The sequence below is a fragment of the Corallococcus exercitus genome (genome assembly GCF_003611585.1).
Lineage (GTDB): Bacteria > Myxococcota > Myxococcia > Myxococcales > Myxococcaceae > Corallococcus > Corallococcus exercitus.
Genome location: NZ_RAVW01000135.1, coordinates 1 through 21,644 on the forward strand (window position 1 = coordinate 1; position 21,644 = coordinate 21,644).

Annotated in this window: 20 protein-coding genes; 4 read left to right on the forward strand and 16 right to left on the reverse strand. The window is 71.2% G+C overall.

Features of this window, described 5'->3' with window-relative positions; translation table 11 throughout:
- Positions 1–3,508, forward strand: a 3,508-nt coding sequence (locus D7W79_RS18285; protein WP_147441961.1) for an annexin, incomplete at its 5' end; no start/stop codon positions are given.
- A gap of 12 nt (positions 3,509–3,520) precedes the next feature.
- Entirely contained in the window at positions 3,521–4,150 is a 630-nt protein-coding gene (locus tag D7W79_RS18290) for a hypothetical protein (protein ID WP_120526669.1), read from the forward strand.
- A gap of 210 nt (positions 4,151–4,360) precedes the next feature.
- Here the strand turns inward: D7W79_RS18290 and D7W79_RS18295 are convergent, their stop codons facing one another.
- The 4 genes from D7W79_RS18295 to D7W79_RS18310 form a co-directional block, all read right to left on the reverse strand.
- A complete protein-coding gene (locus D7W79_RS18295) occupies positions 4,361–5,233 on the reverse strand; it encodes an NAD-dependent epimerase/dehydratase family protein (protein WP_120526670.1) in 873 nt (290 codons plus the stop codon).
- 61 nt (positions 5,234–5,294) lie between these two features.
- The gene (locus D7W79_RS18300; RefSeq protein ID WP_120526671.1) at positions 5,295–6,236 is read right to left on the reverse strand and encodes an HTTM domain-containing protein; all 942 of its coding nucleotides are present in this window, start codon (positions 6,234–6,236) and stop codon (positions 5,295–5,297) included.
- Positions 6,233–6,781: a hypothetical protein gene (locus D7W79_RS18305; RefSeq protein WP_120526672.1), complete on the reverse strand. Its 549-nt coding sequence runs from the start codon at positions 6,779–6,781 to the stop codon at positions 6,233–6,235. The genes D7W79_RS18300 and D7W79_RS18305 overlap by 4 nt, the downstream gene beginning before the upstream one ends.
- A 2-nt stretch (positions 6,782–6,783) precedes the next feature.
- Positions 6,784–7,251, reverse strand: coding sequence for a hypothetical protein (locus D7W79_RS18310; RefSeq protein ID WP_147441962.1), 468 nt, complete (start codon positions 7,249–7,251; stop codon positions 6,784–6,786).
- A 157-nt stretch (positions 7,252–7,408) separates the two neighbouring features.
- Here D7W79_RS18310 and D7W79_RS18315 point away from each other — a divergent pair, with 157 nt between their 5' ends.
- Complete coding sequence (locus D7W79_RS18315) at positions 7,409–7,894, forward strand: Mpo1-like protein (RefSeq protein ID WP_120526674.1); 486 nt, start codon at positions 7,409–7,411, stop codon at positions 7,892–7,894.
- 12 nt (positions 7,895–7,906) lie between these two features.
- Here D7W79_RS18315 and D7W79_RS43685 read toward each other — a convergent pair whose 3' ends face one another.
- From D7W79_RS43685 to D7W79_RS18340, 7 genes are all read right to left on the reverse strand, one after another.
- Positions 7,907–8,812 carry a DMT family transporter gene (locus D7W79_RS43685; RefSeq protein WP_158616995.1) on the reverse strand — a complete coding sequence of 302 codons (906 nt, stop codon included), beginning with the start codon at positions 8,810–8,812 and terminating at the stop codon, positions 7,907–7,909.
- 14 nt (positions 8,813–8,826) lie between these two features.
- Positions 8,827–9,660, reverse strand: coding sequence for a hypothetical protein (locus tag D7W79_RS43690; RefSeq protein ID WP_158616996.1), 834 nt, complete (start codon positions 9,658–9,660; stop codon positions 8,827–8,829).
- A 38-nt stretch (positions 9,661–9,698) separates the two neighbouring features.
- The gene (locus tag D7W79_RS43695; RefSeq protein ID WP_158616997.1) at positions 9,699–10,625 is read right to left on the reverse strand and encodes a hypothetical protein; all 927 of its coding nucleotides are present in this window, start codon (positions 10,623–10,625) and stop codon (positions 9,699–9,701) included.
- Between the two features lie 51 nt (positions 10,626–10,676).
- On the reverse strand, positions 10,677–11,306 hold the full coding sequence (locus tag D7W79_RS18325; protein ID WP_120526675.1) for a YceI family protein: 630 nt from the start codon (positions 11,304–11,306) through the stop codon (positions 10,677–10,679).
- Positions 11,307–11,342: 36 nt separating this feature from the next.
- The gene (locus D7W79_RS18330) at positions 11,343–12,575 is read right to left on the reverse strand and encodes a hydroxymethylglutaryl-CoA synthase (RefSeq protein ID WP_244221833.1); all 1,233 of its coding nucleotides are present in this window, start codon (positions 12,573–12,575) and stop codon (positions 11,343–11,345) included.
- A 187-nt stretch (positions 12,576–12,762) separates the two neighbouring features.
- On the reverse strand, positions 12,763–13,635 hold the full coding sequence (locus D7W79_RS18335) for an NAD-dependent epimerase/dehydratase family protein (protein WP_120526676.1): 873 nt from the start codon (positions 13,633–13,635) through the stop codon (positions 12,763–12,765).
- 30 nt (positions 13,636–13,665) lie between these two features.
- Positions 13,666–14,271: a luciferase domain-containing protein gene (locus D7W79_RS18340; RefSeq protein WP_244221834.1), complete on the reverse strand. Its 606-nt coding sequence runs from the start codon at positions 14,269–14,271 to the stop codon at positions 13,666–13,668.
- 99 nt (positions 14,272–14,370) lie between these two features.
- On the opposite strand from D7W79_RS18340, the gene D7W79_RS18345 reads away from it, so the two are divergent.
- A complete protein-coding gene (locus D7W79_RS18345) occupies positions 14,371–15,300 on the forward strand; it encodes a LysR family transcriptional regulator (protein WP_120526678.1) in 930 nt (309 codons plus the stop codon).
- 18 nt (positions 15,301–15,318) lie between these two features.
- Here D7W79_RS18345 and D7W79_RS18350 read toward each other — a convergent pair whose 3' ends face one another.
- The 5 genes from D7W79_RS18350 to D7W79_RS18370 form a co-directional block, all read right to left on the reverse strand.
- Positions 15,319–15,792: a PaaI family thioesterase gene (locus D7W79_RS18350; protein WP_120526679.1), complete on the reverse strand. Its 474-nt coding sequence runs from the start codon at positions 15,790–15,792 to the stop codon at positions 15,319–15,321.
- Positions 15,789–16,877, reverse strand: coding sequence for an acyl-CoA dehydrogenase family protein (locus D7W79_RS18355; protein ID WP_120526680.1), 1,089 nt, complete (start codon positions 16,875–16,877; stop codon positions 15,789–15,791). Before D7W79_RS18355 ends, D7W79_RS18350 begins: the two co-directional genes overlap by 4 nt.
- Entirely contained in the window at positions 16,878–18,002 is a 1,125-nt protein-coding gene (locus D7W79_RS18360) for an FAD-dependent monooxygenase (protein ID WP_120526681.1), read from the reverse strand.
- Positions 17,999–19,951 carry an asparagine synthase (glutamine-hydrolyzing) gene (gene asnB, locus D7W79_RS18365; RefSeq protein WP_120526682.1) on the reverse strand — a complete coding sequence of 651 codons (1,953 nt, stop codon included), beginning with the start codon at positions 19,949–19,951 and terminating at the stop codon, positions 17,999–18,001. The genes D7W79_RS18360 and asnB overlap by 4 nt, the downstream gene beginning before the upstream one ends.
- A 579-nt stretch (positions 19,952–20,530) precedes the next feature.
- Positions 20,531–21,644, reverse strand: a 1,114-nt coding sequence (locus D7W79_RS18370; RefSeq protein WP_147441963.1) for a WD40 repeat domain-containing protein, incomplete at its 5' end; no start/stop codon positions are given.

Here is a 21,644-nt window from a genome sequence, read left to right on the forward strand (position 1 = left end):
GTATATGAGACAGCCCCGGGACCGCTCCAGCTTCGAGCAGGGCCCCCAGGCCCGGACCGGCCCGTCATTGGGGACGCCCACCTCGCCCGCGAACGTCGCGACCCAGCGCAACACCGTCGCCGGTCCTCCGGCGCCCGCCGCGGCTCCGGCACAGGCTCCCGCCCCGGCCGCGCCGTCGTACACCCAGGCCCAGGCGGACAAGGACGCCAGCGCCCTGCGTGAGGCCATGGACGGCGGCATGACCGGGTGGGGCACCGACGAGGACAAGATCTTCCAGACGCTCGAGGGCAAGACGCCCGAGCAGATCTCGATGATCCGCCAGTCCTACCAGGACCACTACGGCAAGAACCTGGACGCCAAGATCCGCGACGAGCTGGGCGGCTCCGACCTGCAGCGCGCCGAAGGCCTGCTCCAGGGCAATGGCGCGAAGAGCGACGCGGTCAAGCTCCAGTCGGAGATGGACAGCCTCTTCGGCTCCAACGAGGACATGCTCAAGGTGCTGGAGAAGCGCTCCCCCGCGGAGCGCCACGCCATCGCCCAGCAGTTCGCGGACATGCACGGCGGCACCCCGGCGGGCCAGAAGCCCGAGGACGTCCTCCTGGCCCGCCTGGGCCGCGAGATGGACGGCGCGCAGCTGGATCGCGCCCGGAGCATGCTCGGCGCGGGTCAGGCCTCCACGCCCGCGGAGGCCAACGCGCTGGAGACGCAGGCGCTCAAGGCCGGCCTGGAAGAGGACATGGCCGGCTGGGGCACCGACGAGGGCCGCATCTTCGAGCGCCTGGAGCGGGCCACGCCCGAGCAGCGCGCCGTCCTCGCGCAGGACGAGGGGCTCAAGGCGAAGCTCAAGGACGAGCTGTCCACCGAGGAGTACGACCGCGCCATCGGCCTGATGCAGGGCAACCCGGCCCAGGCGGACGCGGCCCGGCTGCGCGAGGCCATGGGCGGCTTCTTCGGCGCGGACGAGAGCGGTGTCCGCGACATCCTCCAGGGCAAGACGCCCGACCAGCTCACCGCCATCAAGGCCGAGTACCAGCGCCAGACGGGCAAGTCGCTGGAGGACCAGGTCCGCGGCTGGGACGGCGGCGACCGCGACGTCACGCTGCGCATGCTCAACCCGCCCGCCGCCGACGACGCGAAGGGGCAGGCGGAGGCCTCCGCGGAGCGGCTGCACCTGGCCATGGACGGCATGGGCACGGACGAGGACGCCATCCGCTCCGAGCTGGGCGGCAAGTCCAAGGCACAGCTGGACTCCATCGCCGCCGCCTACCAGCAGAAGTACGGCAAGGACCTGCGCGCGGAGCTGGACAGCGAGCTGGACGGCCGCGACGAACTGGAGCTGCTCAAGCAGGACTTCGACCTGGGCGCCGTCGACCCCAACGACCCCAACGCCGCGCAGGAGCGCGTGCGGCGGCTGCGCGAGGTCCAGTCCAACGAGTCCGGCTTCGGCGTGAACCTGCTGGACGGCATCCAGCACCTCACCAAGGGCGAGTCCGACAACGACATCCTCAACCGCAACCTGGACCGCGCCGACACGGCCATCCAGACGGGTAACACCCAGCGCGCGAACACGCTGACGGGCTACGCCACGGAGGACGTCAAGGCGCTCCAGTCCGCCAAGGACTCGCTGGCGGAGACCACCGCCACCGTGGCCGTCGTCGCCGCCACCACCGTGGCCGTCGTCGCGACGGGCGGCGCGGCCACGCCCCTGGCCATCGCCGGGTACGCGGCGGTGGGCGCCACCACGCGCGCGGCGACGTACGCCGCCATCCAGGGCGACGCCGCCGGGGCGCAGGACCTGAGCCGCCAGGCGCTCATCGGCGCCGTGGAGGGCGGCACGGCGGTGATTCCCGTGGGCAAGGGCGCCGCCGCCGTCACGGGGGGCGCGCGCGCCGCCGCCACCACCGCAACGGAGGCCGTGGCCCGCACGGCCGTGCGGGAGACCGCGGAGAGTGGCGTGCGCACCGCCATCAAGCAGGGCGTGAAGGAAGGCGCCTTCGGCGGCGCGGCCGGTGGCGCCGTGGACGCGGCCACCCAGAGCGAGACGTGGAAGGACGGCGCCCTCACGGGCGTGGGCCGCGTGGCCACCCGCGCGGTGACGGACGGCACCGTGGGCGCGGTGACGGGCGGCGTGGTCAGCGGCGGCCTGGCCAAGGGCGCGGAGCTGATCAAGCCGCGTGAAATCCCGGTGCTGCGCAACCCCGACCTGCCGGGCAACACCACCAAGGTGCGCTACGACAACGGCCAGGTGCGCATCGAGGCGGGGCCGCACGCCACGCCCGCGGACATCGCCGCGCACCAGGAGACGGCGCGCCTGCTCCAGAAGTACGAGGGGCCCACCGGGCAGATCCGCCAGCTCAAGGACCGCGTCCAGCAGGCCCTCACCAAGACGCCGGGCTACGGCACGCAGGGCTTCGAGTCCAAGCTGGAGGTGCAGAAGCTCAAGAACATCCTGGGCGGCCTGGAGGCGGCGCAGAAGCGCATCGACGACAGCATCGCCAGCATGAGCGGCAAGCCCACCGCGGCGACCGTCGCCGAGCGCGCGGCGCTCCAGCGCGACATCGCCAACGTGGAGTTCCAGATCGACTTCCACGCGAAGCGGCTGGACTCGCTGGCGCCGGGCACGGGCTCCGTGGCCATGCACGGCACGCCTACCGCGACGCCGGACTGGCCGGACGTGGGCAAGTCGGTGAACACCGTGGGCCAGGTGCATCCGCCCCCGCAGGCCCCGATGAACGCGGCGGAGAGCGCCGCCATCAACGACCCGCGCAACCTGGCGACGGAGACGAAGCAGCAGTTCAAGGCCCGCCAGTTGGAAGGGCACCGCGCGTACGCGGAGCGCACCTACGACCCGAAGACGCGGACCCAGGCGGAGCTCAACCGGGACATGGACCCCAGCCCCTTCACCCGGGTGGATCCGACGACCGGGCAGAAGGTGCCCGCGGAGACGCAGCAGTACGCCAAGGTCCGGGCGGAGAAGGCCCAGACGGAGATCCTGCGCCGGGGCGTCATCCGCGAGCAGCAGCTGGCGGAGGCGTTCCCGAACGGCCCCACGCTCAACGTGCCCGCCAACGACGCGGCCCATGGCTCCGCCCACAACGCGCACACCATCGACCGGCACGGGGCGTCGGTGCCCACGAACATCGCGGACGCGCCTCCTGGAGCCCGCACCATCGAGAGCCGCGTCACCACGGGCGACGGCTGGGGGAGCATCGAGAACAACTCGTTCCAGTGGTCCAGCGACGCGACCATGGACGCCACCCTCAACAAGTACGTGGCCGACAACTGGAGCACCATCAAGGACAACCTCGCCCTGTACGGCTACAGCGACCACCTGAACATCCCCGTGCCCCCTGGCACGACGGTGGGCAAGGGCTTCACGGCCACGGTGGACTCGGCGGGGCAGCGGACGGTGGCCGCCGCGAACGCGGGCAGCTACAACCTCCGGCTGCGCCTCGTCGACGGCACCCCGCCCCAAGTGGTGGTATTGACGGCCTTCCCTGGTCCCTGAGGCGAACTCCCGATGACCGCCGATCCCAAGGCAAGCGCCCGCTTCGAAGAGCTCAAGGCACGCATGGAGGCCCTCCAGAAGGCGCCCGCGCTGGAGAAGGCGCGCACCTTCCTGAAGGCCTTCTGCGCCCCCAACGGGGCGCTGTCCGAAGTCGAGGACCAGGTCCAGCACGCGCTGGGCTTCAACAGCATCCCGGTGTCGACCGGCCTGGAAGGACTGGAGGCCGTACTCGCGGACGCGAAGGTGCCGTCCGCGACGCTCGTGTCGCTGGCGCGCGAGGACGCGAAGCGCCAGGAGCTGCCCGCCACGCCGGACGCCGCCCGGAACTACCTGGGTCAGGTGGTGGCGCTCTTGCGCAAGCACCTGCCGAAGCAGCCCGAGGTCGAGGGCGTGGCCGGCTTCGGCATCGACGAGGTCTACAACCTGCGCGACCCGGCCGGGAAGCTGGAGCGGCTGCGCTGCATCGACGTGATTGGCGTGGGGAACGAGAGCTTCGCGGTGCTCGTGCCGGAGCACGCCAGCGAGGACAAGGGGCCCTTCACCGTGTACCGCTACCAAGCGGTGCTCGGGCAGCCGTTCAAGTACGACCGCGTGAAGGACGCGGGCCTCATCGCGAAGGTGCTCAAGGCGGCCCAGGGCTGACCTGGGAGGCCACCGTGCCCCTGCCTCGCAACGACTACGTCCCGCAGCTCGCCATCGTGGGCAACGCGAGGCTGCGGGGACGCGACCTGCGGGCGCAGGTGATTGACGACCCTCAAGGCGCGGCGCTCGTGCGCTCTCGGCCTCGGCCCGAGGAGCACCGCAGGGAGACCACCGATGCGCGTGGCTCCACGCACCGGTGGTCCGCGGGCTTCAGCGGCGCGCGTAGGAGCCGGTGCGCAGCTCGTCGAGGATGCTCGGTCCCTTGGGCGCCCAGCCGAGGAGCTGCTCCGCCTTCTGGGACGTGAACTGCTGATCCAGGGCCAGCGCGTCCGCGAACGGGCCGAACTGCTTGCGCGCCTCCTCCAGCGGCCAGGCCTTCGTCTTGCCGGCCACGCCCGCGCCCTCGCTCGCGGCCTGGGCAATGTCCTTCACCTTCACGGCCTTGCCCTGCGTGGCGAGGAGCACGGTCCCCGCGGGGGCCTTCTCCACGGCGCGCACGTAGAGGTCCGCCAGGTCATCCACGAACACCACCGGCCAGTGGTTCTCCCCCGTGCCCACGAAGGTGACGGCGCCCGAGTCCTTCACGGAGCCGGTGAGCATGGCGGGAATGCCGGTGCCGTTGCCGTAGACGACGCCCGGGCGGATGACGATGCCACGCACGCCCGGGGTGCTCAGGGCGCGCTGCTCCACGCCGGGGCGCCACGCGACGAGCGGCGTCGAGTTCAGCGGCGCGTCCTCGTTGACGACGCCCTGCGTGTGGCCGTGCACCCAGACGCCGCTCGTGTAGAGGAACGTCTTGTTCGTGCCCTGGAGCGCGCTCAGCACCGCCGCCACGGCCGGCGTGTCCACGTCCTTGTCGTTGGACGTCGCGGTCCAGATGACCGCGTCCACGTCCTTCACCACGGCCGCCAGCCCCGCCGTGTCCTTCAGGTCGCCCTGCACCGCCTGGACGCCCCTGGCGGTCAGCTTGCTCCGCGCGTCGTCCGACCGCGCCAGCCCCACCACCTGGTGCCCCGCGCGCTTGAGCGCGTCCACGACCGCCCCGCCGATGTAGCCCGTCGCGCCCGTCACAAGGATTCTCATGGTCCGCCCCTTCTTCCGATTCGGGTTTGCGCCCCCATGATGCCCGGCGGCCTTCCGGGTTTCACACGGGCTGGAGGGCGGCGTCCGGGGCCTGCGCTGGCGGCCCGTCCTCCATGGGGGCCTCCGAGGCCCGCCAGGACAAGGCGAAGGCCGCCAGGTTGAAGACCATCATCGTCAGGGAGAACAGCCACAGCCGCAGGCACACGGCGATGCCCGCGTGCAACATCAGCGTGGCCACCAGCCAGTGCCGCCGCAGCCGGGGGACCCAGATCATCCCCGCGTAGCCCACCTCGAGGAGCAGCGTGCTCCAGCAGCCCACCCGCGCCAGCAGCGGGTACGACGCGAGCCAGGAGAAGTCGAACGCACGGAACTGCGGCTGCATCAGCGCGCGCCAGAGGGCCTCGCCGTTCCACCACTGGACGCCCTGCGCCTTGGCCAGGCCGGTGTCCAGGTAGATGAAGCACAGGTGGAACTGGAGCGTGCGCAACGCCACGCGGGCCCCGGACGTGGGACCGGTGAAGACCCGGCCCGCTCTGGCGTCCAGGGACCAGCGCCCCGCGGACGGCATGAACACCAGGTAGAAGAAGAGCACGTGGAGGATGGTGTCCACGCCGTAGAGCGACAGGTACGCGTTCGCGGACGTCAGGCCATGCGTGAACCAGGTGAGCACCGCGAAGAAGCGCGTGCGGTAGCCCAGCAGCAGGCCCACCAGGCCCACCGCGTAGAGGACGAACACGGTGTACATCGTGGTCATCGTGCTGACGCCCAGCGGCGCCAGCAGCAGCCCCACCCGGCCCAGGCTGGGCGCCCAGTCGCCCGCGCCGACATCGGTGATGACCCACTGGACCAGGCCGAAGTTGCCGTACAGCGCTGGCAGGTGCGGCCAGAGGGTGGCGAGCTGGAAGAGGGAGAGGGCCGCGACGGAGATGCGCAGGAAGGCGAGCCCGTCGGAGGAGGCGGGTTCCAACCAGAAGCGCCGCACGTGGGTCTGGAGACGGTTCATGGCGAGTCCTTGGACAGGGGGCCATCACGGCGACCGAAGGTCCCGGTGTAGTAGAGGTCCCAGACAGGCCGTTGCCCGGCGGTCCACGCCTCCATGGTCGGCAGCGTGTAGGACTGGGTGACGACGGTGACGCGAGAAGCGTCCGGATGGATGCCCAGCATCACCGCCGCCCACGACTGCGCCAGCACGTCCTGCGTCTTCCGGTTGGCACGCAGGGCGGAGGCGACGATGCAGCGATAGCGGCGCGCCACCTCCACCTCGTCGGAGGTCAGCGGTTCGAACACGGTGCTTCCGTCGCCCTGCTCCACGAAGAAGCCGGTCCGCGAGTCGCTGGCCACGGCAGGGGCGAAGAAGCGGTAGTCGCTGAGGACGCCGGAGAGGTTCTGATAGGTCCGGACGCCGCGGTCGAACGCGGCCTCCGAGCTCGTGCGGGTCAGCCCCGTCCAGAGGAAGGCGTCCACCGCGGCCAGATGCAGCACCGCGATGCACGCCCAGAGGGCCGCCTGGCGTTCATCACCCTCGGGCCGCGATGGGTCGGTTCTCATGGCTACTTCAGGAACTGGTAGGAGCCAGGGGTGATGTCCGCGAGGACGGAGTCGATGGCGAGGCCCACGCGCTGCGACGTCTCGCCCGAGGCCATCCCGGCCTCGGTGTTCGGATCCATCACCAGGCCCATGACGTTCGCGTTCACGTCGAGGACGACGTTCTGGACGCTCGCCATGCGCCGCACGTAGGCGAGGGGCAGCGTGCCGTAGAGGCGCGACCCGTTGACGCCGCCCCGGGGGGAGAACGTGGGCAGCCGGATGTAGAACGTGTCCGACGGCACCAGGCGGATCTGCGCGACGATGGCGTCCACGTCCGCCTGCGTGAAGTCATGGGTCGGCGTGCGCGTGGACACGGACGCGAAGCTGATGGCGCTGGTGAGCGCCACGCCCACCGTGACCACGGCGGCGGCCTTGAAGCCCACGTGACGGGACACACGGCGCAGGCCGCTCGAAGACAGGAGTTGTTTCATCGGGGAGGTACCTTCAGGGTGAGGGCCGCGGGAAAAGGCCGCTGCCTCCTCAGGTACGTCCCGGTGAAACATTATTCTCCGGCCCGGGGTGCCGCGTGACCGCGCTCCCCCCCGTGAAGGAGGCATCCGGAACGTGGATGGCCTACCCTGGGGGCCCATGAGCTTCGCCGACAAGCTGCGCGTCTGGATGCCCCTGCACGAGAACGGAGTCAGCCGCGCCGTGCACTTCGTGGGGGCCTACCTCTTCACCTTCGCCCTGCTGGTGCCCCTGTGCTGGGTGCGCGTGCCCGGCACGCCGCTGACCGCCGCGCACCTGCTGGTGGCCGCGGTGGCCCTGTACGCCGTGACGCTGGAGTGGACCGCCGGCCTGCTCATGGCCCTGCCGCTCGTCCCCACGCTCTTCGCCGCCGAGGCGGTGGCCCGGCTTCCCACGGGGACGGCCGCGGGCATCGCCTTGGGCGTCATGGTCTTCCGCTTCGCGCTGGTGGTGGGCGCGCACGTCGTCTTCGAGAAGAAGACCCACGGCCTGCCCCTGGGCGGCCCGCTGCTCTTCTTCATCGAGCCCGTGTACCTGCTCACCCTGGTGCTCTTCGCGCTGGGCCTCAAGCAGGACCTGCGCGCGCGCGTGGCCACCGGCGCGTAGCGGCCCCGGCCCTCAAGGCGCGCGGGCGTTCACCATGGCGATGCCCGCCAGGATGACGCCGATGGCCAGCAGCATGGGCAGCGTCAGGTGCTCGTTGAAGAAGAGCAGCCCGGACAGCACGCCCGTCGCGGAGACGACGTAGCCGAACTGGCTGAAGTACACCGGGTCCGCGACGCGCTGGAAGTGGAAGTACACGCGGTAGCCCAGGCTGGTGAAGACACACTGGGCCAGGATGACCGTCCAGCCCGCCATGCCGGGCCGGGTCAGCCCGCCGTTCGCCACCAGCAGCGGCAAGAGCGCGAGCGCCCCGCCCAGCAGCATGCCGCCGGCCAGGAGGCTCGCGGGCGCGCCCTTGGGCATGCGCAGCTTCCGGTACACGTTGCCGGCCGCGATGCTGATGGGCGTGCAGAGCGCCAGGGCCAGCCACCACGCGGAGCCGGAGCCCCCCGCCATGCCCCGCCCCAGCACCAGCAAGGCCGCGCCGCCCAGGCCCACCACGATGCCCGCGAGCCGCAGGGGCCGGTAGCGCTCGATGCCCAGGCCCCAGGCAAAGGCATACGTGAACAGCGGCGGCAGCGTGTACACCAGGGACGTCACGCTGGTGCCCACGCTCTGCATGACGATGAAGGTGACGCTGTTGGGCACGGCGACGCTCAGCACCCCGGCGATGAGGCTGTAGCGCAGCACGGGCCGGGCTTCCGGCACCGCGGAGGAGCCGCGCGCTCCCGCGAACGCCAGCGCCAGGCCGCTGCCCAGCGCCGGCCAGAAGGCGAACGCCAGCGGCGACCAGCCCTCCGCGCGGGCCACGCGGGACATGGGGAGCATGCTGCCCAGCAGCACACCGGTGGCGATCAACAAGAGCAGCGGCGCGTCCCCCAGCTGGCGCAGCCGGGTTCCGACGAGGGTCTGGGTGGTCATGGTCAGGGCGTCCGTCAGAAGGTGGTGCCCAGCGCCAGCGCCGCGGCCCAGAGGCCGTTGTCGGAGAAGGCGAAGCCCAGCGGCGCGTCCAGGTTCATCACCAGCCGCCCCTCCACGAAGCCCGCGGAGCCATACACCCGGACGTGGGGGATGAGCGCCAGGAAGGTCGGGTCCGCGCCCTCCGCCGCCGTGGAGACGTAGATAGCCTGGAAGGTGGAGCCCACGAGGACGTGCGAGGTGAGGTCCACGCTCGCCGTGCCGGAGCCCTGGAAGACCGCGTCCACGCGCTGGCCGCGCTTCTCCGACAGCTGCGCGGACATCGGGACACGCCCGTCCAGGCCGAAGCGCCACCGCCCCTGGCGCAGCGTCACGTCCGCCCAGGGCGTCAGCCCCAGGAGCCCCGGAGACACCAGGCTGAAGCCGCTGTTGCCGCGCAGCGTGGCCGCGCGCCGCAGCAGCGCGGTGCCGAAGTCGTCCGGGTCGGTGATGAGCGTGAAGGGCAGCACCAGGTTGCCGCCCGTGCGGACCTTCAGCGCGCCGTCGTCGTGCAGCACGCCGCCCAGGCCCACGGACGGGTTGCCCGCCTGGAACGCGGTGGGGCCTCCGGCCCGTGACGGCGCATAGGCGAACAACCAGGCGGCGTTGAGGCTCACGCGCTCGGACAGGGCCACGGAGCCGGAGAGCGCGGGGGCGAACACCGTCGTGGGCTGCCCGTTGAGCGTCCCGGAGTAGGCATACGTCTCGTAGAGCAGCGCATTGGGAGGACGCGACGCGGGGTCCGAGGCCAGGGCCTCCGGGGCGGCGAGGAGCAGCGCGGCGGCGCTGAGACAGCGGATGAGAGGGTTCATGGCGAAGGACGGCGTGAGAGAGGAAAGGAATTGAAAGGTCACGGGCCCGGGGACGCCCAGCTGGCGCCGAACTCGAGCAGCTCCGGCAGCAGGTCCCGGCCCAGGCCGAAGGCCATGCACAGCGGAGCGCGCCAATGGTTCTCCGGCGGACCTGGCGCCTCGGAGGACTTGGATAAGTTCTCCGAGGCGCCAGGCTCCGGCTCGCACGCGGTCCCGACGATGGACGGGGGGCAGGCGGCATCAAACCGGCCGTGGGAGGGCCGCAGCTGATGCGGCACGTCCGGTAGCGCCGCCGTCACCGCCCGGACGACGGGGTCCTGACCGTCGGAGACGACGCCGACGACGGGCACCTCCAGCGCGCGCACCAGCGTCTGGAGTTGTTCCACCAATTCGCCGGCCCGGGCTTCCGGCAGGCTCCAGGCCGCCAGCACCTCGGAGGACAGACAGTCCCGAGCCACCCAGAGCACGGCGTTGCCCGCCTCCGGGACCAAACCGCTCAGGGCCAGCACCACGCGCCCCAGCCGGCGCGTCACCGCCTGGAGGCGCGCGGGGTCCAGCGAGCGCGGCGCCAGCAGCGCGTCATAGCGCTCCAGCAGGTTGGAGACGCTGCGCTCGGAGATGGGCACGTCCCGGGCGCGCAGGGCGGCGTGGATGGCGGGCACGCTGCGCTTCTCCTGGTGGCGCAGCGCCCCGATGAGGGCGATGACGTCCAGGCCGAACTCGTGCTCCGGCAGCACCCACAGCCCCTCCTCCTCCGCGCGGATGGCCTTCTGGCGCAGCGGACAGCCCTCGCGGTGACACACCCGCACCTGAACCTTGAGCGCGACGACGCCGTTGAGCGTCACCACGTTGCGGCGGGCCCGGTAGTCCGCGGGCGCCTGTCCGCCACAGGCGGCACACTGCCGCCTTCGATTGTCGAGCCCCACCAGCCGGCTGGCCGGGGGATGTCCGGTGGTCCGCGCCATGACGCCACTCCCTGGGAAGGCGGCACCGCCGCAGGCCGGTGCCAGACGTGGCTAGGGCGTGGTGCCCGCGGCCGACTTCACCGGCTGCGCCGGCTGCTTCTTCACGAGTTCGATCTCCAGCGTGATGGAGACCTCCTCCCCCACCGCCACGCCCCCCGTCTCCAGCGCGGCGTTCCACTTCAGGCCGAAGTCCTTGCGGGCAATCTTCGTGGTGGCCGTGCCGCCCCGCTTGACGTTGCCGTACGGGTCCTTCGACTCCACGTCGAAGCCGTCCAGCTGCAACACCACGGGCTTCTTCACGCCGCGGATGGTGAGGTCGCCCGTCAGCTTCAGGCCGTCGCCGGACTTCTCCACCTTCGTGGACTTGAACGTGAGCGTGGGGAACTTCGTGACGTCGAAGAAGTCCGGCCCGCGCAGGTGCTCGTCGCGCGAGGCGTCGTTGGTGGTGACGGTGGTGGCGTCGATGACGGCCTCCACCGACGACTTCGTCAGGTCCTTCTCGTCCAGCTGCACCGTGCCGGTCACCTTGGAGAAGGAGCCGCGCACGTTGGACACCATCATGTGCTTCACGGAGAAGAGCGCGGACGAGTTCGTCGGGTGGATGTCGTACGCGGTGGCGCCGGCCAGCGAGGGCATGGCGAGGACGGCCGCGAGGGCCAGGGACTTGAGCAGCGACGTCATGGGGAATGTCTCCAACGGGGGGAAAGGGAATGACTGTCAGGTGGCGTAGATGCGCTTGTGGTCGCGCGTGCCCTGGTAGCGGAAGCCAGAGCCGGCGGCGTCCGCGGCGGGCCGCTCGTCCAGGTGCTCACGCGCGCGCATCACGTCCTCGTACTCGGGGATGGACAGCGCGCGGCGGCGGGACAGGCGCGCCTGAAGCCCCAGCGCCTTCACGCGCTCCTGCGCGCCGGCCTGCACCACGCCGCTGAAGAACTCCGCGCAGGACCCGCTGCCGTAGGAGAACAGGCCCACGCGCTGGCCGGTGAGGTCCTGGGGCGCCGTGGACAGGAGGCTCGCCAGCGCCAGGTACATGGAGCCCGTGTAGATGTTGCCCACCTGCGACGGCAGCACCAGGCTGTTGCCCACCAGCCGGTCGAAGCTCGCGTCCGGCGCGGCGTCCCCGTCCAGCGTGCGCAGGTGCCGGTGCGCCTTGCGGGACATCTTCCCGTAGGGCACGTGGTAGACGAGCGCGGCGAAGCGGTCGCTGTACGCGCCCTCGCCCACCGGCTCCGCCGCGGCCTCCTGGTAGGCCCGGTACGCCCCCTCCAGCGCGTCCAGGTAGCACTGCACGGAGTAGTGCCCGTCCACCAGCGCGTCCTTCGAGTACAGCGGACGCCAGAAATCCATCACGTCCTTGGAGTAGACGCCCGTCTTGCCCGCCTCCAGCGCCAGCAGCGCGGGCGTGTCCGACACCAGCATCGCCACCGCGCCGGCGCCCTGCGTGGGCTCGCCCGGCGTGCCCACGCCGTAGCGCGCGATGTCCGAGCACACGATGAGCGCCTTGCGGCCCTTCGCGCTGCCGGAGCGCACCCAGTCGAGCGCCATCTGGAGCGCCGCGGTGCCGCCGTAGCAGGCGTGCTTCGTCTCGAAGATGCGGCAGCGCGTGGGCAGCCCCAGCAGTCCCTGGACGTAGGAGGCCACCGGCTTGGAGTGGTCCACCGCCGTCTCCGTGCCCACCACCAGCAGGCCCACGTCCTCCGGCGAGCAGCCAGCGGACTCCAGCGCCATGCGCGCCGCGCGGGACGCCAGCGTGACGGTGTCCTCGTCCACCAGGGGCACGCCCATGCGCGTCACCCCCAGGCCCTCCACGTACTTGCCCGGCGCCACGCCGCGCGCCATGGCCAGGTCCGCGAGTTCCACGTAGGTGTCCGGTACGGCGACCCCGATTGCTTCCAGTCCTGCCTGCATGATGGCCCCCTCGAGTTGCTGCGTGGTGTCCTTCGCGCGCACGTCTCCCGTGCACCGCGGGATGCGCGGTGTTCCGTGACGTGGGCGGAGGTGTCTGGGATTGCGGGCCGGCGTCCTTCGAGCGCGGGGGCCCCACCCCCGCGCCCTGCCTCCAGGGCCGGCCTTCACATCGTGACTGCTCCGCCGCGCGCCGCTTCCTCGGTCCGGCGCGCGACGGACCCTGCCGGTGTCAGCGCCGCGCGTAGGAACCGCTGCGCAGCTCGTCGATGATGCCAGGGCCCTTGGGCGTCCAGCCGAGCAGCGCCTGCGCCTTCTGGGCGGAGAAGCGCTGATCCAACGCCAGCGCGTCCGCGAACGCACCGAACTGCTTGCGCGCCTCCTCCAGCGGCCACGCCACCGTCTTGCCGCCCGCGCCCGCGCCCTCGCTCGCGGCCTGGGCAATGTCCTTGAGCTTCACGGCCGGGCCCTGCACGGCGACCAGCACGGTCCCCGCGGGGGCCTTCTCCACGGCGCGCACGTAGAGGTCCGCCAGGTCCTCCACGAACACCACCGGCCAGTGGTTCTCACCGGTGCCCACGAAGCGGGCCGCGCCGTCCTGCTTCGCGGAGGCGGTGAGCATGGAGGGAATGCCCACGGCGCGGCCGTAGACGATGCCCGGGCGGATGACGACGGCGCGCACGCCCGGCGTGTTCAGCGCGCGCTGCTCCACCGCCGGACGCCAGGCCACCAGCGCCGCCGCGGCGAGCGGCGAGTCCTCCGTGACGACGCCCTGCGTGTCGCCGTGCACCCAGACGCCGCTCGTGTAGACGAACGCCTTGTTCGTGCCCTGGAGCGCGTCCAGCACCGCCGCGACGGCGGGCGCGTCCACGGCCTCGCTGTTGGTGGTGGCCGTCCAGACGACCGCGTCCAGGTCCTTCACCAGCGCGGCCAGCCCCTTGGCGTCCGCGAGGTCGCCCGCCACCGCCTGGATGCCGCGGGCGGTGAGCTTGTTGCGCGCCTCATCGGAGCGCGCCAGCCCCAGGACCTGGTGGCCCGCGTGCTTGAGCGCGTCCACGACCGCCCCGCCGATGTAGCCCGTCGCGCCCGTCACAAGGATCTTCATGGTGTGCCTCTTCTCACGTTCAGGTTTGTGTCATTCGACCGTCACGCCCACGTCCTGGCCGTCGTGGGCCCAGGCGTAGGAGCGCAGCAGCAGCTGCCACACGACCTCGAGTTCCGCCTCGTCGCGTGGACCAAAGAGCATGGGTGTCCCGGAGCGCGGATGCGGCATGCCCCAGCCCTGCTGGAACACCCGCCGCGCCGTCTCCGGCGGGAACGTCAGGTGCAGGCTGCCGTCCTCCGCCGGGTGGATGTGCGCGAACTCCGTCCCCACCTGGAACGCCGCGCGAGGCCCCCGGGAGGCCTCCGGCCGCAGCCAGAAGGCGCGAGCGCCCGGCACGGAGATGCCGCTGGGCGCCACGCGCACGTCCGGCAGCGCGGCGGCGCGCGTGAACAGGCGCTCCTGCAGTTCCGGAGGCGCAAGCTGGCTCAGCTGGCGGTGCGCCAGCGGCGTTCCCGGCGGCGCGTCCGTCGTCTCCGGGCGCGGCCCCTTGCGCGCGGGCAGGCGGAAGGACGGCTCCGGCGCCGTGGACGCCAGCACCATGGACGCACGGACCGCCGGCTCCGCGCGCGACACGTCACTGGCTTGCGGGGTGCAGGACAGCGCGGCCAGGAGCAGCGCCGCGAGGCCCAAAGACACCGTGCGTGGGGAATCCATGGCTTTCGTATAGAGCCCGTTGACGTCTGGACACTACGCGTCGATTGGAAAAGGATTGTTTCCTGGAGGTGACCAATCCCCATGGAGCAGGTGGCGCCGTATTTCACGTTCGCGGAGGTGGTGCGCACCGGCAGCTTCACGGTGGCGGCCCGCTCGTTGGGGCTGTCCAAGGCGACCGTCAGCAAGCAGGTGATGGCGCTGGAGGAGACGTTGGGCGTGCGGCTCCTGCAGCGCACCACGCGCAAGCTGTCGCCGACGGCGGAGGGCCGGGCGCTGGCGGCGCGGTGTCAGCGGATGACGCAGGAGCTGGAGGCCGCGAAGGCGGAGGTGCTGCTCCTGCGCCGCAAGCCGCGCGGGCCCCTGCGCGTGAGCATCCCCATGTCCTTCGGGCTGATGCGGGTGCTGCCGGCGATGCCGGAGTTCCTGGAGCGCTACCCGGAGATTGATCTGGACATCCAGCTGGATGACCGCGTGGTGGACATGGTGGAGCAGGGCTTCGACGCATGCATCCGCATCGCGCAGCTGCCGGACTCATCGCTGCTCGCGCGGAAGCTGGCCTCCAGCCGCCGGGTCATCTGCGCGACGCCCGCGTACCTCCACCGGCACGGCACGCCGCACCGGCCGGAGGACCTGCGCCAGCACCGCTGCCTCCAGTACACGTACCTGGCCTCCGGCACCGCGTGGCGCCTGCGCGGCCCGGGGGACGTGGAGTCCCTGGTGGAGACCACCGGCACGCTGAAGGCCAACAGCAGCCTGGCCCTGAAGACGGCGGTGCTGGGCCACGCCGGCATCGCGCAGTTCCCCCTCTTCGCCGTATGGGAGGAGCTGCGGGACGGACAGCTGGTGGAGGTGCTGGACGACCACACGCTCCCGGAGCTGTCCATCTGGGCCGTGCACGCGCAGGGGCGCACCGTCACGCCGAAGGTGGGCGCGTGGATGGACTTCCTGGCGCGGCGCTTCGCGGACGAGCCCGGGTGGAACCTGGGCGCCCAGGCGAAGCGCGGCGGCTGAAACGGCCTGGAGGAAACGTCAGCCCTTGCGGGCGTTCGCCTGCCAGTCGTGGCGCATGCGCAGCTTGCTCAGCTGCGCGGAGGCCACCTGCGTGCGCGCACCGTCCGGAGCCAGCTTCCACGCGTGGCTCTGGGTGAAGATGAGGTTTCTGCCACCGCGCAGCACGGTGGCCTCGAACTCCACCACCGTGTCCAGAGGCGTGGCGGACAGCATCATCGCGTTGAAGTTGCTGGTGAGCGCGTACTCGTCCGGCCCCAGCATGGGCAGCGTGGCCAGCATGCTGACCACGTCCAGCATGGAGTAGATGACCCCGCCGTGCAGCGTGTGGCTGAGGTTGTCGATGGCCTCCGTGACGCGCAGGCGGCACTTGCAGAAGCCGGGGCGCTGCTCCAGCAGCTCCAGGCCGCAGTAGCGCTGGTAGGCGTGCTCCAGCAGGGCGCGGGAGTGCGCCAGGGCGTGCTCGCTCAGATCCGTCGTCGTGTCGTTCGTCACAGGGTCCGTCCGATGATGTCCAGCATGACTTCCCGGGCGCCGCCGCCAATGCCCAGCAGGCGCGCGTCGCGGTAGATGCGCTCCACGCGCGAGGGTTCGACGCAGCCGTGCGCGCCGTGCAACTGGACGGCGTCATGCGCGATACGCTCCAGCACGTCCACGGCGGTGTTCTTCGCGATGGCGGCCCGCGCCGCCGTGAGCTGTCCTTCGGCCTGCCAGCGCACCGCCTGCTCCACGAAGACGCGCGCCACGCTCAGCTCGGAGTGCCGCTCCGCCAGGCGCTGGCGCAGGACGGACTTGTCCAGGAGCGCTTCGGTCCCCACGCGCCGCGCGCGGCAGTGCTCCACGGTGTCGCGCAGGGCCAGCTCCGCGGACGCCAGGGCCATCACCGCCAGATTCAGCCGCTCCTGTTGCAGGCACTGCTGGAGCAGCCGTCCCGCCTCGCGGCCGTGGATGAGCAGCCGCGCCGGCGTGGACTCGAAGCGCAGCGCCGCGAGCGGCAGACAGCGCCAGCCGAGGCACGCCAGGCGTTCGTGGCTCAGGCCCGGCGCGTTGCCCTCCACCAGGAACAGTGCCAGGGCCCCGTCCAGGAGCGCGCCCACCAGCAGCAGGTCCGCGCGGCCCCCGTTGCAGATGAAGCGCTTGTCGCCGGTGAGCCGGTAACCCCCGTCGCCATGGGGCTCGGCGCGGCACTCGAAGCCGCGCAGGTCCGAGCCCGCCTGCGGTTCGGTCAGCGCGAGCACGATGCTCCGGTCGCCCCGGAGCACGGAGGGCACCACCCGGGCCGCCACCGCCGCGTCGGCGCCCTGCACCGCCTTGAGGCTGACGAAGTGCGACGCGAGCCCCATGGTGATGCCCTGCGAGCCGCCCAGGGTCAGCTCCTCCACCAGCACCGCCAGCCGGCCCGGGTCGTCCGGGAGCTGCTCCGGGGAGTGCCCCAGCGACAGCAGGCCCGCCCTGCCCGCCTGCCGCCAGAGCTCCAGCGGATACGCACCGTCGCGCTCCCACGCGTCCACATGGGGCCGCACGTGGTCGTTGACGAAGGTGCGCACGCGCCCCCGGAAGTCGTCCGTCGTGGAGTCCATCTAGAACACCGTGCTCTGGGCCAGCTGCTGGAAGCGCTGGACGATGGGCGCGAGCCTCGCGGGGGACACCTCGCCCTCTGGCTCGAAGTAGTAGAGCCGGGTGAAGTCGTTCATCACCTGGAGCATCTCCCGCGAGCGCCGCGCGGCGCGGATTTCGTAGCGCTGGAGCGCCGCCGTCAGGTCCGCGTCGCAGTGCCCCACCAGGGCCTGCGCCAGCATGAAGCCGTTCTCCAGGCCCAGCGTCAGCCCGTAGCCCAGGGTGGGCAGCATCGCGTGGATGCTGTCGCCCAGCAGCACCACCCGGCCCCGGAACCACTGGCCCTCGCCCGTCAGCGCCTTGAGCTTGTGGGTGAGGATGTCCTGCTCGGGCGTCTGCCCCATCATCCGCAGGAGGTCCTGGGGCAGCGGCGCGAACAGCTCCAGCAGCCCCTGCCGGTCCAGCAGCGGCTGGTCGCGGTGCTGGTAGGCGGCGAACCAGTAGCGCAGCGACGTGGCCTTGTTGAGCGGGTACGTCACCACGCGCGAGTGCCGCGACGTGAAGATCTGACAGCGGTCGGAGTGCAGGAGCGGCGAGTCGAAGTTCACCACGCCCCGGCTGGCGACGAGCCCCGTGTCATGGGGCACGAGCCCCGGGTTGACGAAGGCACGCGTCGTGGAGGATACGCCGTCCGCGCCCACCGCGAGGTCGAAGTCGAAGCGGTGGCCGTTGGTGAAGGTGAGGCGCACCTGGTCGCCCACGTTCTCCAGCGACTCGCAGCCCATGCCGTAGTGGATGTCGTCCTCGTCCAGGCGGTCCGCGAGCAGGCGGAACAGCTCCGTGCGCAGGAACATCATCGCGGGCGCGGGCAGCCCCATCCCGGCCGGGCGTACCGGCTGGCTGTGGACCAACTGCCCGTGCTTGTCGTGCGTGTCCAGGAACTCGATGGGCTGGCCCCGGGAGAGGAAGGCGCGGTCCTTGAGCACGAAGCGCAGCACCTGCATGGCCTGCGGCCAGACGTAGATGCCCGTCCCGGAGTCCCGGGGCCCCGTGCCGCGCTCGAAGACGACACAGTCCACGCCCAGCCGCTTGAGCATGACGGCGCAGGCCAGCCCGTTGAGACCCGCGCCGATGATGGCGACCCTCATGCCGCCTCCTCGCGGGCACTCCACAGGGGCTGGCTGGTGGAGGCGCGCAGCGAGTACCGGTTCTGCAAGAGGCACAGGCTGGTCAGCTCCATCAGCATCGGGTCCAGCAGGCCCTGCTCGTGCGCGCTCAGCGTGGGCAGCTTCTCCAGCAGGTTCCGCACGCGGGCGGGGTCGAAGAAGGGCAGCGCGTCCAGCTCCGAGCCGTTCAGCACGTCGCGCACCAGCTGGTACAGCCGGCCCTTCTGCTGGAGCGTGGCGGGCGGCGCGCGGAAGTAGTGCTTCTTGCGCTTGTAGAGGGCGTCCGGCAGGTACGGCCGCATGGCCTCGCGGAAGACGTACTTCTCCGTGGAGCCGCGCACCTTCATCCAGACGGGCATCTGGCACGCCAGCTCCACCACGTGGTGGTCCAGGAGCGGCACGCGGCCCTCGATGCTGTGGGCCATCTCCATGCGGTCGCCCAGCGTGGTGAGCACGAAGTTGGGCAGGTAGGACTTGGCCCACAGGTACATGGACTTGTGGACGGGGTCGCGCCCCTCCAGGTTGCGGTGATCCAACCGGTCGTAGAACTGGCGGTAGGGGTCGCTGCCCTCGAACTGCGCGCGGAAGTCCGGGCGGTAGAGCGCCTCCAGCGCCTTGAACCAGCCGGCCTGGTTGTCCAGCCAGGACACGCCGTGGGACAGCTGCTGGACCATCCAGTGGATGTCCTGGGGCATGTCGGGCTGGACGTAGCCGTTCTCGCTCTCCTGGATGCGCTGGCGCAGCTTCGTGACGAGCGCCGGGTCCTGCCGCTCCGGGTTGTAGAGCAGCATGTCGCGGCGGAAGTGCGGGTAGCCGGCGAAGACCTCGTCGGCGCCCTCGCCGGTGAGGACGACCTTCATGCCGGCGTCGCGCACCGTCTCGCTGAGGATGTACTTGGCCACGCCGTGCGCGTTGAAGAACGGCGTCTCGTTGTGCCAGAGCGCCTGCTCGAAGTGGTCCGCCAGGTCGTCCTGGGACACGGCCACGGTGTGGAAGCGCGCGCCGTTGTGCTCCGCGGCCAGCCGCGCGAACTTGTTCTCGTCGTAGTCGTCCATGTCCGTGAAGGACAGGTTGAACGCGTCCAGCGGCTGGCCGGACAGCTGCGTGGCCACGCCCAGCATGGCGGAGGAATCAATGCCGCCGCTCAGGTAGACGCCCATGGGCACGTCCGCGCGCAGGCGCAGACGCACGGACTGCTCCACCGCGGCGCGGATGGACTCCACCATGCCCTGCTCGTCCGCGGGGTCCGGCGCGTCCTGGCGGGCGAACTCCATGTCCCAGTAGCGGCCGTGGTGCAGCCCGCCGCTGTCGGCCATCACCCAGCACCCGGGCTGCACGCTCTTCACGCCCTTGAAGAGCGTGTGATCGCGCAGGTAGAAGGCGCGGCTCGCGTAGGCGTGCTCGTCCCACTCCGCGGGGACGCCCGCGGCCAGGAGCGCCTTCACCTCCGACGCGAAGTACCAGGCGCCCCGGTGCTGCGCGTAGAACATGGGCTTGATGCCCATGCGGTCGCGCACGGCGAGCATCAGGCGGCGCTGCCGGTCGAAGAGCAGGATGGCGAACTCGCCGCGCAGCTGCTTCAGGCCCGCCAGGCCGGAGCGGCGGTACAGGTGCAGGGCAATCTCACTGTCGGAGTCCGTCTTGAACTGGCAGCCGAGCGCCTGGAGCTCGCGGCGGATCCGCTCGTGGTCATAGAGCTCGCCGTTGACCACCAGCGCGATGTCCCCCTCGTCCGCGACGATGGGCTGCCGGCCGTTGTCCAGGCCGATGATGCTCAGCCGGACGTGGCCCAGCACCGCGCGGCCGGCCGGGTCATGCCACAGGCTGCGCTCGTCGGGACCGCGGTGGTGGAGGGTGGTCAGCGCGGTGAGGAGGCTCCGCTCGTCGAAGCCGGAGGGAGAACGCTGGTAGACGCCAATGAATCCGCACATAGGAGGGCCGCTTCCTTAAATGGATGAGAGTCCGTCAGCGCCAGCGCGCACGGGGCCCCGGGGAAAAGGCCTCCGAGGGCGGGGCTGGCAATGGATTGCAAACCGCTGGAGGAACTGGCGCGTGCTCAGCCATGCCCCGGTCCAGCGAACCTGTTCAGGCGGTCATCGAGTGCTTCCGGTACCGCGACAGTTTCTACCCATGATTCCCCCTCTGAAGCCCGGCCCACGGCGGTCCCACCGGCGGATGGTCTCACCGCGACCGACGGGCATTGGACATAACATCATCAAAAACAAATCGATAGCAGAAATCTCGTAACAAGCCTCTTAACAAGCTCAATCCGCCCCCACTGGACTGTTTCGCCCTCCAGCCCCGGGAGCGAAGGCTCACGGCATTTAACGCCTGCCATTGGAGCCCCAGCGGCAGCAGATATCACCTGACGTCAGGCCAACGGCAGATAACGCCTGTCTTGAGAACTCCAGCCCATACACAGACATCCACTCCCGACACGGGAGCCGTGACCCCGGTGTGACGGCGTCCCCACGCGAGCCCACGGCGGTGCGCCTGGCTGTTTCGCGGCCTCAGCGGTGCTGGATGAGGAAGCGGGCCTCGTCCCACACGAGCCCGTAGCGGCGCAGGAGGTCCTCGATGCCCGCTCCCGCCGGGGGCGGATGGGCGATGGATTGGAAGCGGATCAGCTGGATGGTCCGGTCCGAAGCCGCGGAGACGAGGAGCGCTCCGTCCGGGGAGAAGGCCAGGCCCGACAGGAAGCCCTGCTGGCCCGTGAGGGTCCCCAGCCGTTCACCGGAGGGCAGGCCCCAGACCTTCACCACCTCCTCCATGCCGGACGAGGCCAGGAAGCGCCCATCCGGCGACACGGCCAGGGCCAGCACGCCCACGGTCCCCTCATCCAGCGTCTTCAACAGCCGGCCCTCCTCCACGTCCCAGACGCGGATGGGCTGTCGCATGCCCGCCGTCACCAGGTGGGGCTCGGACGGCGTGAAGACCACGGCGCGCACGGGCTCGCCCATGTCCAGCCGCAGCAGGGGCTGACGGCGCTCCACGTCCCAGGTGCGCGCTGTCTTGTCCGCACCGCCTGACGCGAGCCTGCGCCCCGTGCCGTCGAAGGCCAGGGCCCACACCTTGCCGGTGTGTCCCTGGAGCAGTCCCACGGGCCTGCCGTCGGACACCGACCACAGCTGGATGTCGGGATCGCCCGCCACCGCGACGAGCGACCCGTCCGGACTGAAGGCCACCGCGCGCACGGAGCCCTTCGCCCCGGGCAACTCCAGCAGCACCCGTCCCGAACGCGCGTCCAGCACGAGCGCCTTGCCCTTCAGCGTGCCCACCGCGATGCGCTCGCGGTCCGGGCTCACCGCCAGGGACACCGCGGCCTCCGTTCCCCCTTGTTCGGAGGCCGGGGCGTTCGCATCCGACAGGCGCCACCGCCGCCAGCCGTCCTCACCGCCGGAGATGAGCTCGTGGTCCTGGGAGAACGCGAGCGCCTCCACCCAGACAGAGTGCCCGCGCAGCAGCAACTCCGCGGGGGCCTCCGGCCGGCGCCACACGTCGAGGACCCCGTCCATCCCGCCAGAAGCGAACGTGCGCCCGTCCGGCGACAGGGCCACGCTCATCACGGCGGCGGAGTGCGCGTCCAACCGCTCCAGCAGCGCGCCTCCGTGAGCGTTCATGAGC

Coding starts and splice junctions, on each gene's coding strand:
- D7W79_RS18290 (WP_120526669.1), top strand. CDS start 3,521: ATGACCGCCGATCCCAAGGCAAGCGCCCGCTTCGAAGAGCTCAAGGCA.
- D7W79_RS18295 (WP_120526670.1), bottom strand. CDS start 5,233: ATGAGAATCCTTGTGACGGGCGCGACGGGCTACATCGGCGGGGCGGTC.
- D7W79_RS18300 (WP_120526671.1), bottom strand. CDS start 6,236: ATGAACCGTCTCCAGACCCACGTGCGGCGCTTCTGGTTGGAACCCGCC.
- D7W79_RS18305 (WP_120526672.1), bottom strand. CDS start 6,781: ATGAGAACCGACCCATCGCGGCCCGAGGGTGATGAACGCCAGGCGGCC.
- D7W79_RS18310 (WP_147441962.1), bottom strand. CDS start 7,251: ATGAAACAACTCCTGTCTTCGAGCGGCCTGCGCCGTGTGTCCCGTCAC.
- D7W79_RS18315 (WP_120526674.1), top strand. CDS start 7,409: ATGAGCTTCGCCGACAAGCTGCGCGTCTGGATGCCCCTGCACGAGAAC.
- D7W79_RS43685 (WP_158616995.1), bottom strand. CDS start 8,812: ATGACCACCCAGACCCTCGTCGGAACCCGGCTGCGCCAGCTGGGGGAC.
- D7W79_RS43690 (WP_158616996.1), bottom strand. CDS start 9,660: ATGAACCCTCTCATCCGCTGTCTCAGCGCCGCCGCGCTGCTCCTCGCC.
- D7W79_RS43695 (WP_158616997.1), bottom strand. CDS start 10,625: ATGGCGCGGACCACCGGACATCCCCCGGCCAGCCGGCTGGTGGGGCTC.
- D7W79_RS18325 (WP_120526675.1), bottom strand. CDS start 11,306: ATGACGTCGCTGCTCAAGTCCCTGGCCCTCGCGGCCGTCCTCGCCATG.
- D7W79_RS18335 (WP_120526676.1), bottom strand. CDS start 13,635: ATGAAGATCCTTGTGACGGGCGCGACGGGCTACATCGGCGGGGCGGTC.
- D7W79_RS18345 (WP_120526678.1), top strand. CDS start 14,371: ATGGAGCAGGTGGCGCCGTATTTCACGTTCGCGGAGGTGGTGCGCACC.
- D7W79_RS18355 (WP_120526680.1), bottom strand. CDS start 16,877: ATGGACTCCACGACGGACGACTTCCGGGGGCGCGTGCGCACCTTCGTC.
- D7W79_RS18360 (WP_120526681.1), bottom strand. CDS start 18,002: ATGAGGGTCGCCATCATCGGCGCGGGTCTCAACGGGCTGGCCTGCGCC.
- asnB (WP_120526682.1), bottom strand. CDS start 19,951: ATGTGCGGATTCATTGGCGTCTACCAGCGTTCTCCCTCCGGCTTCGAC.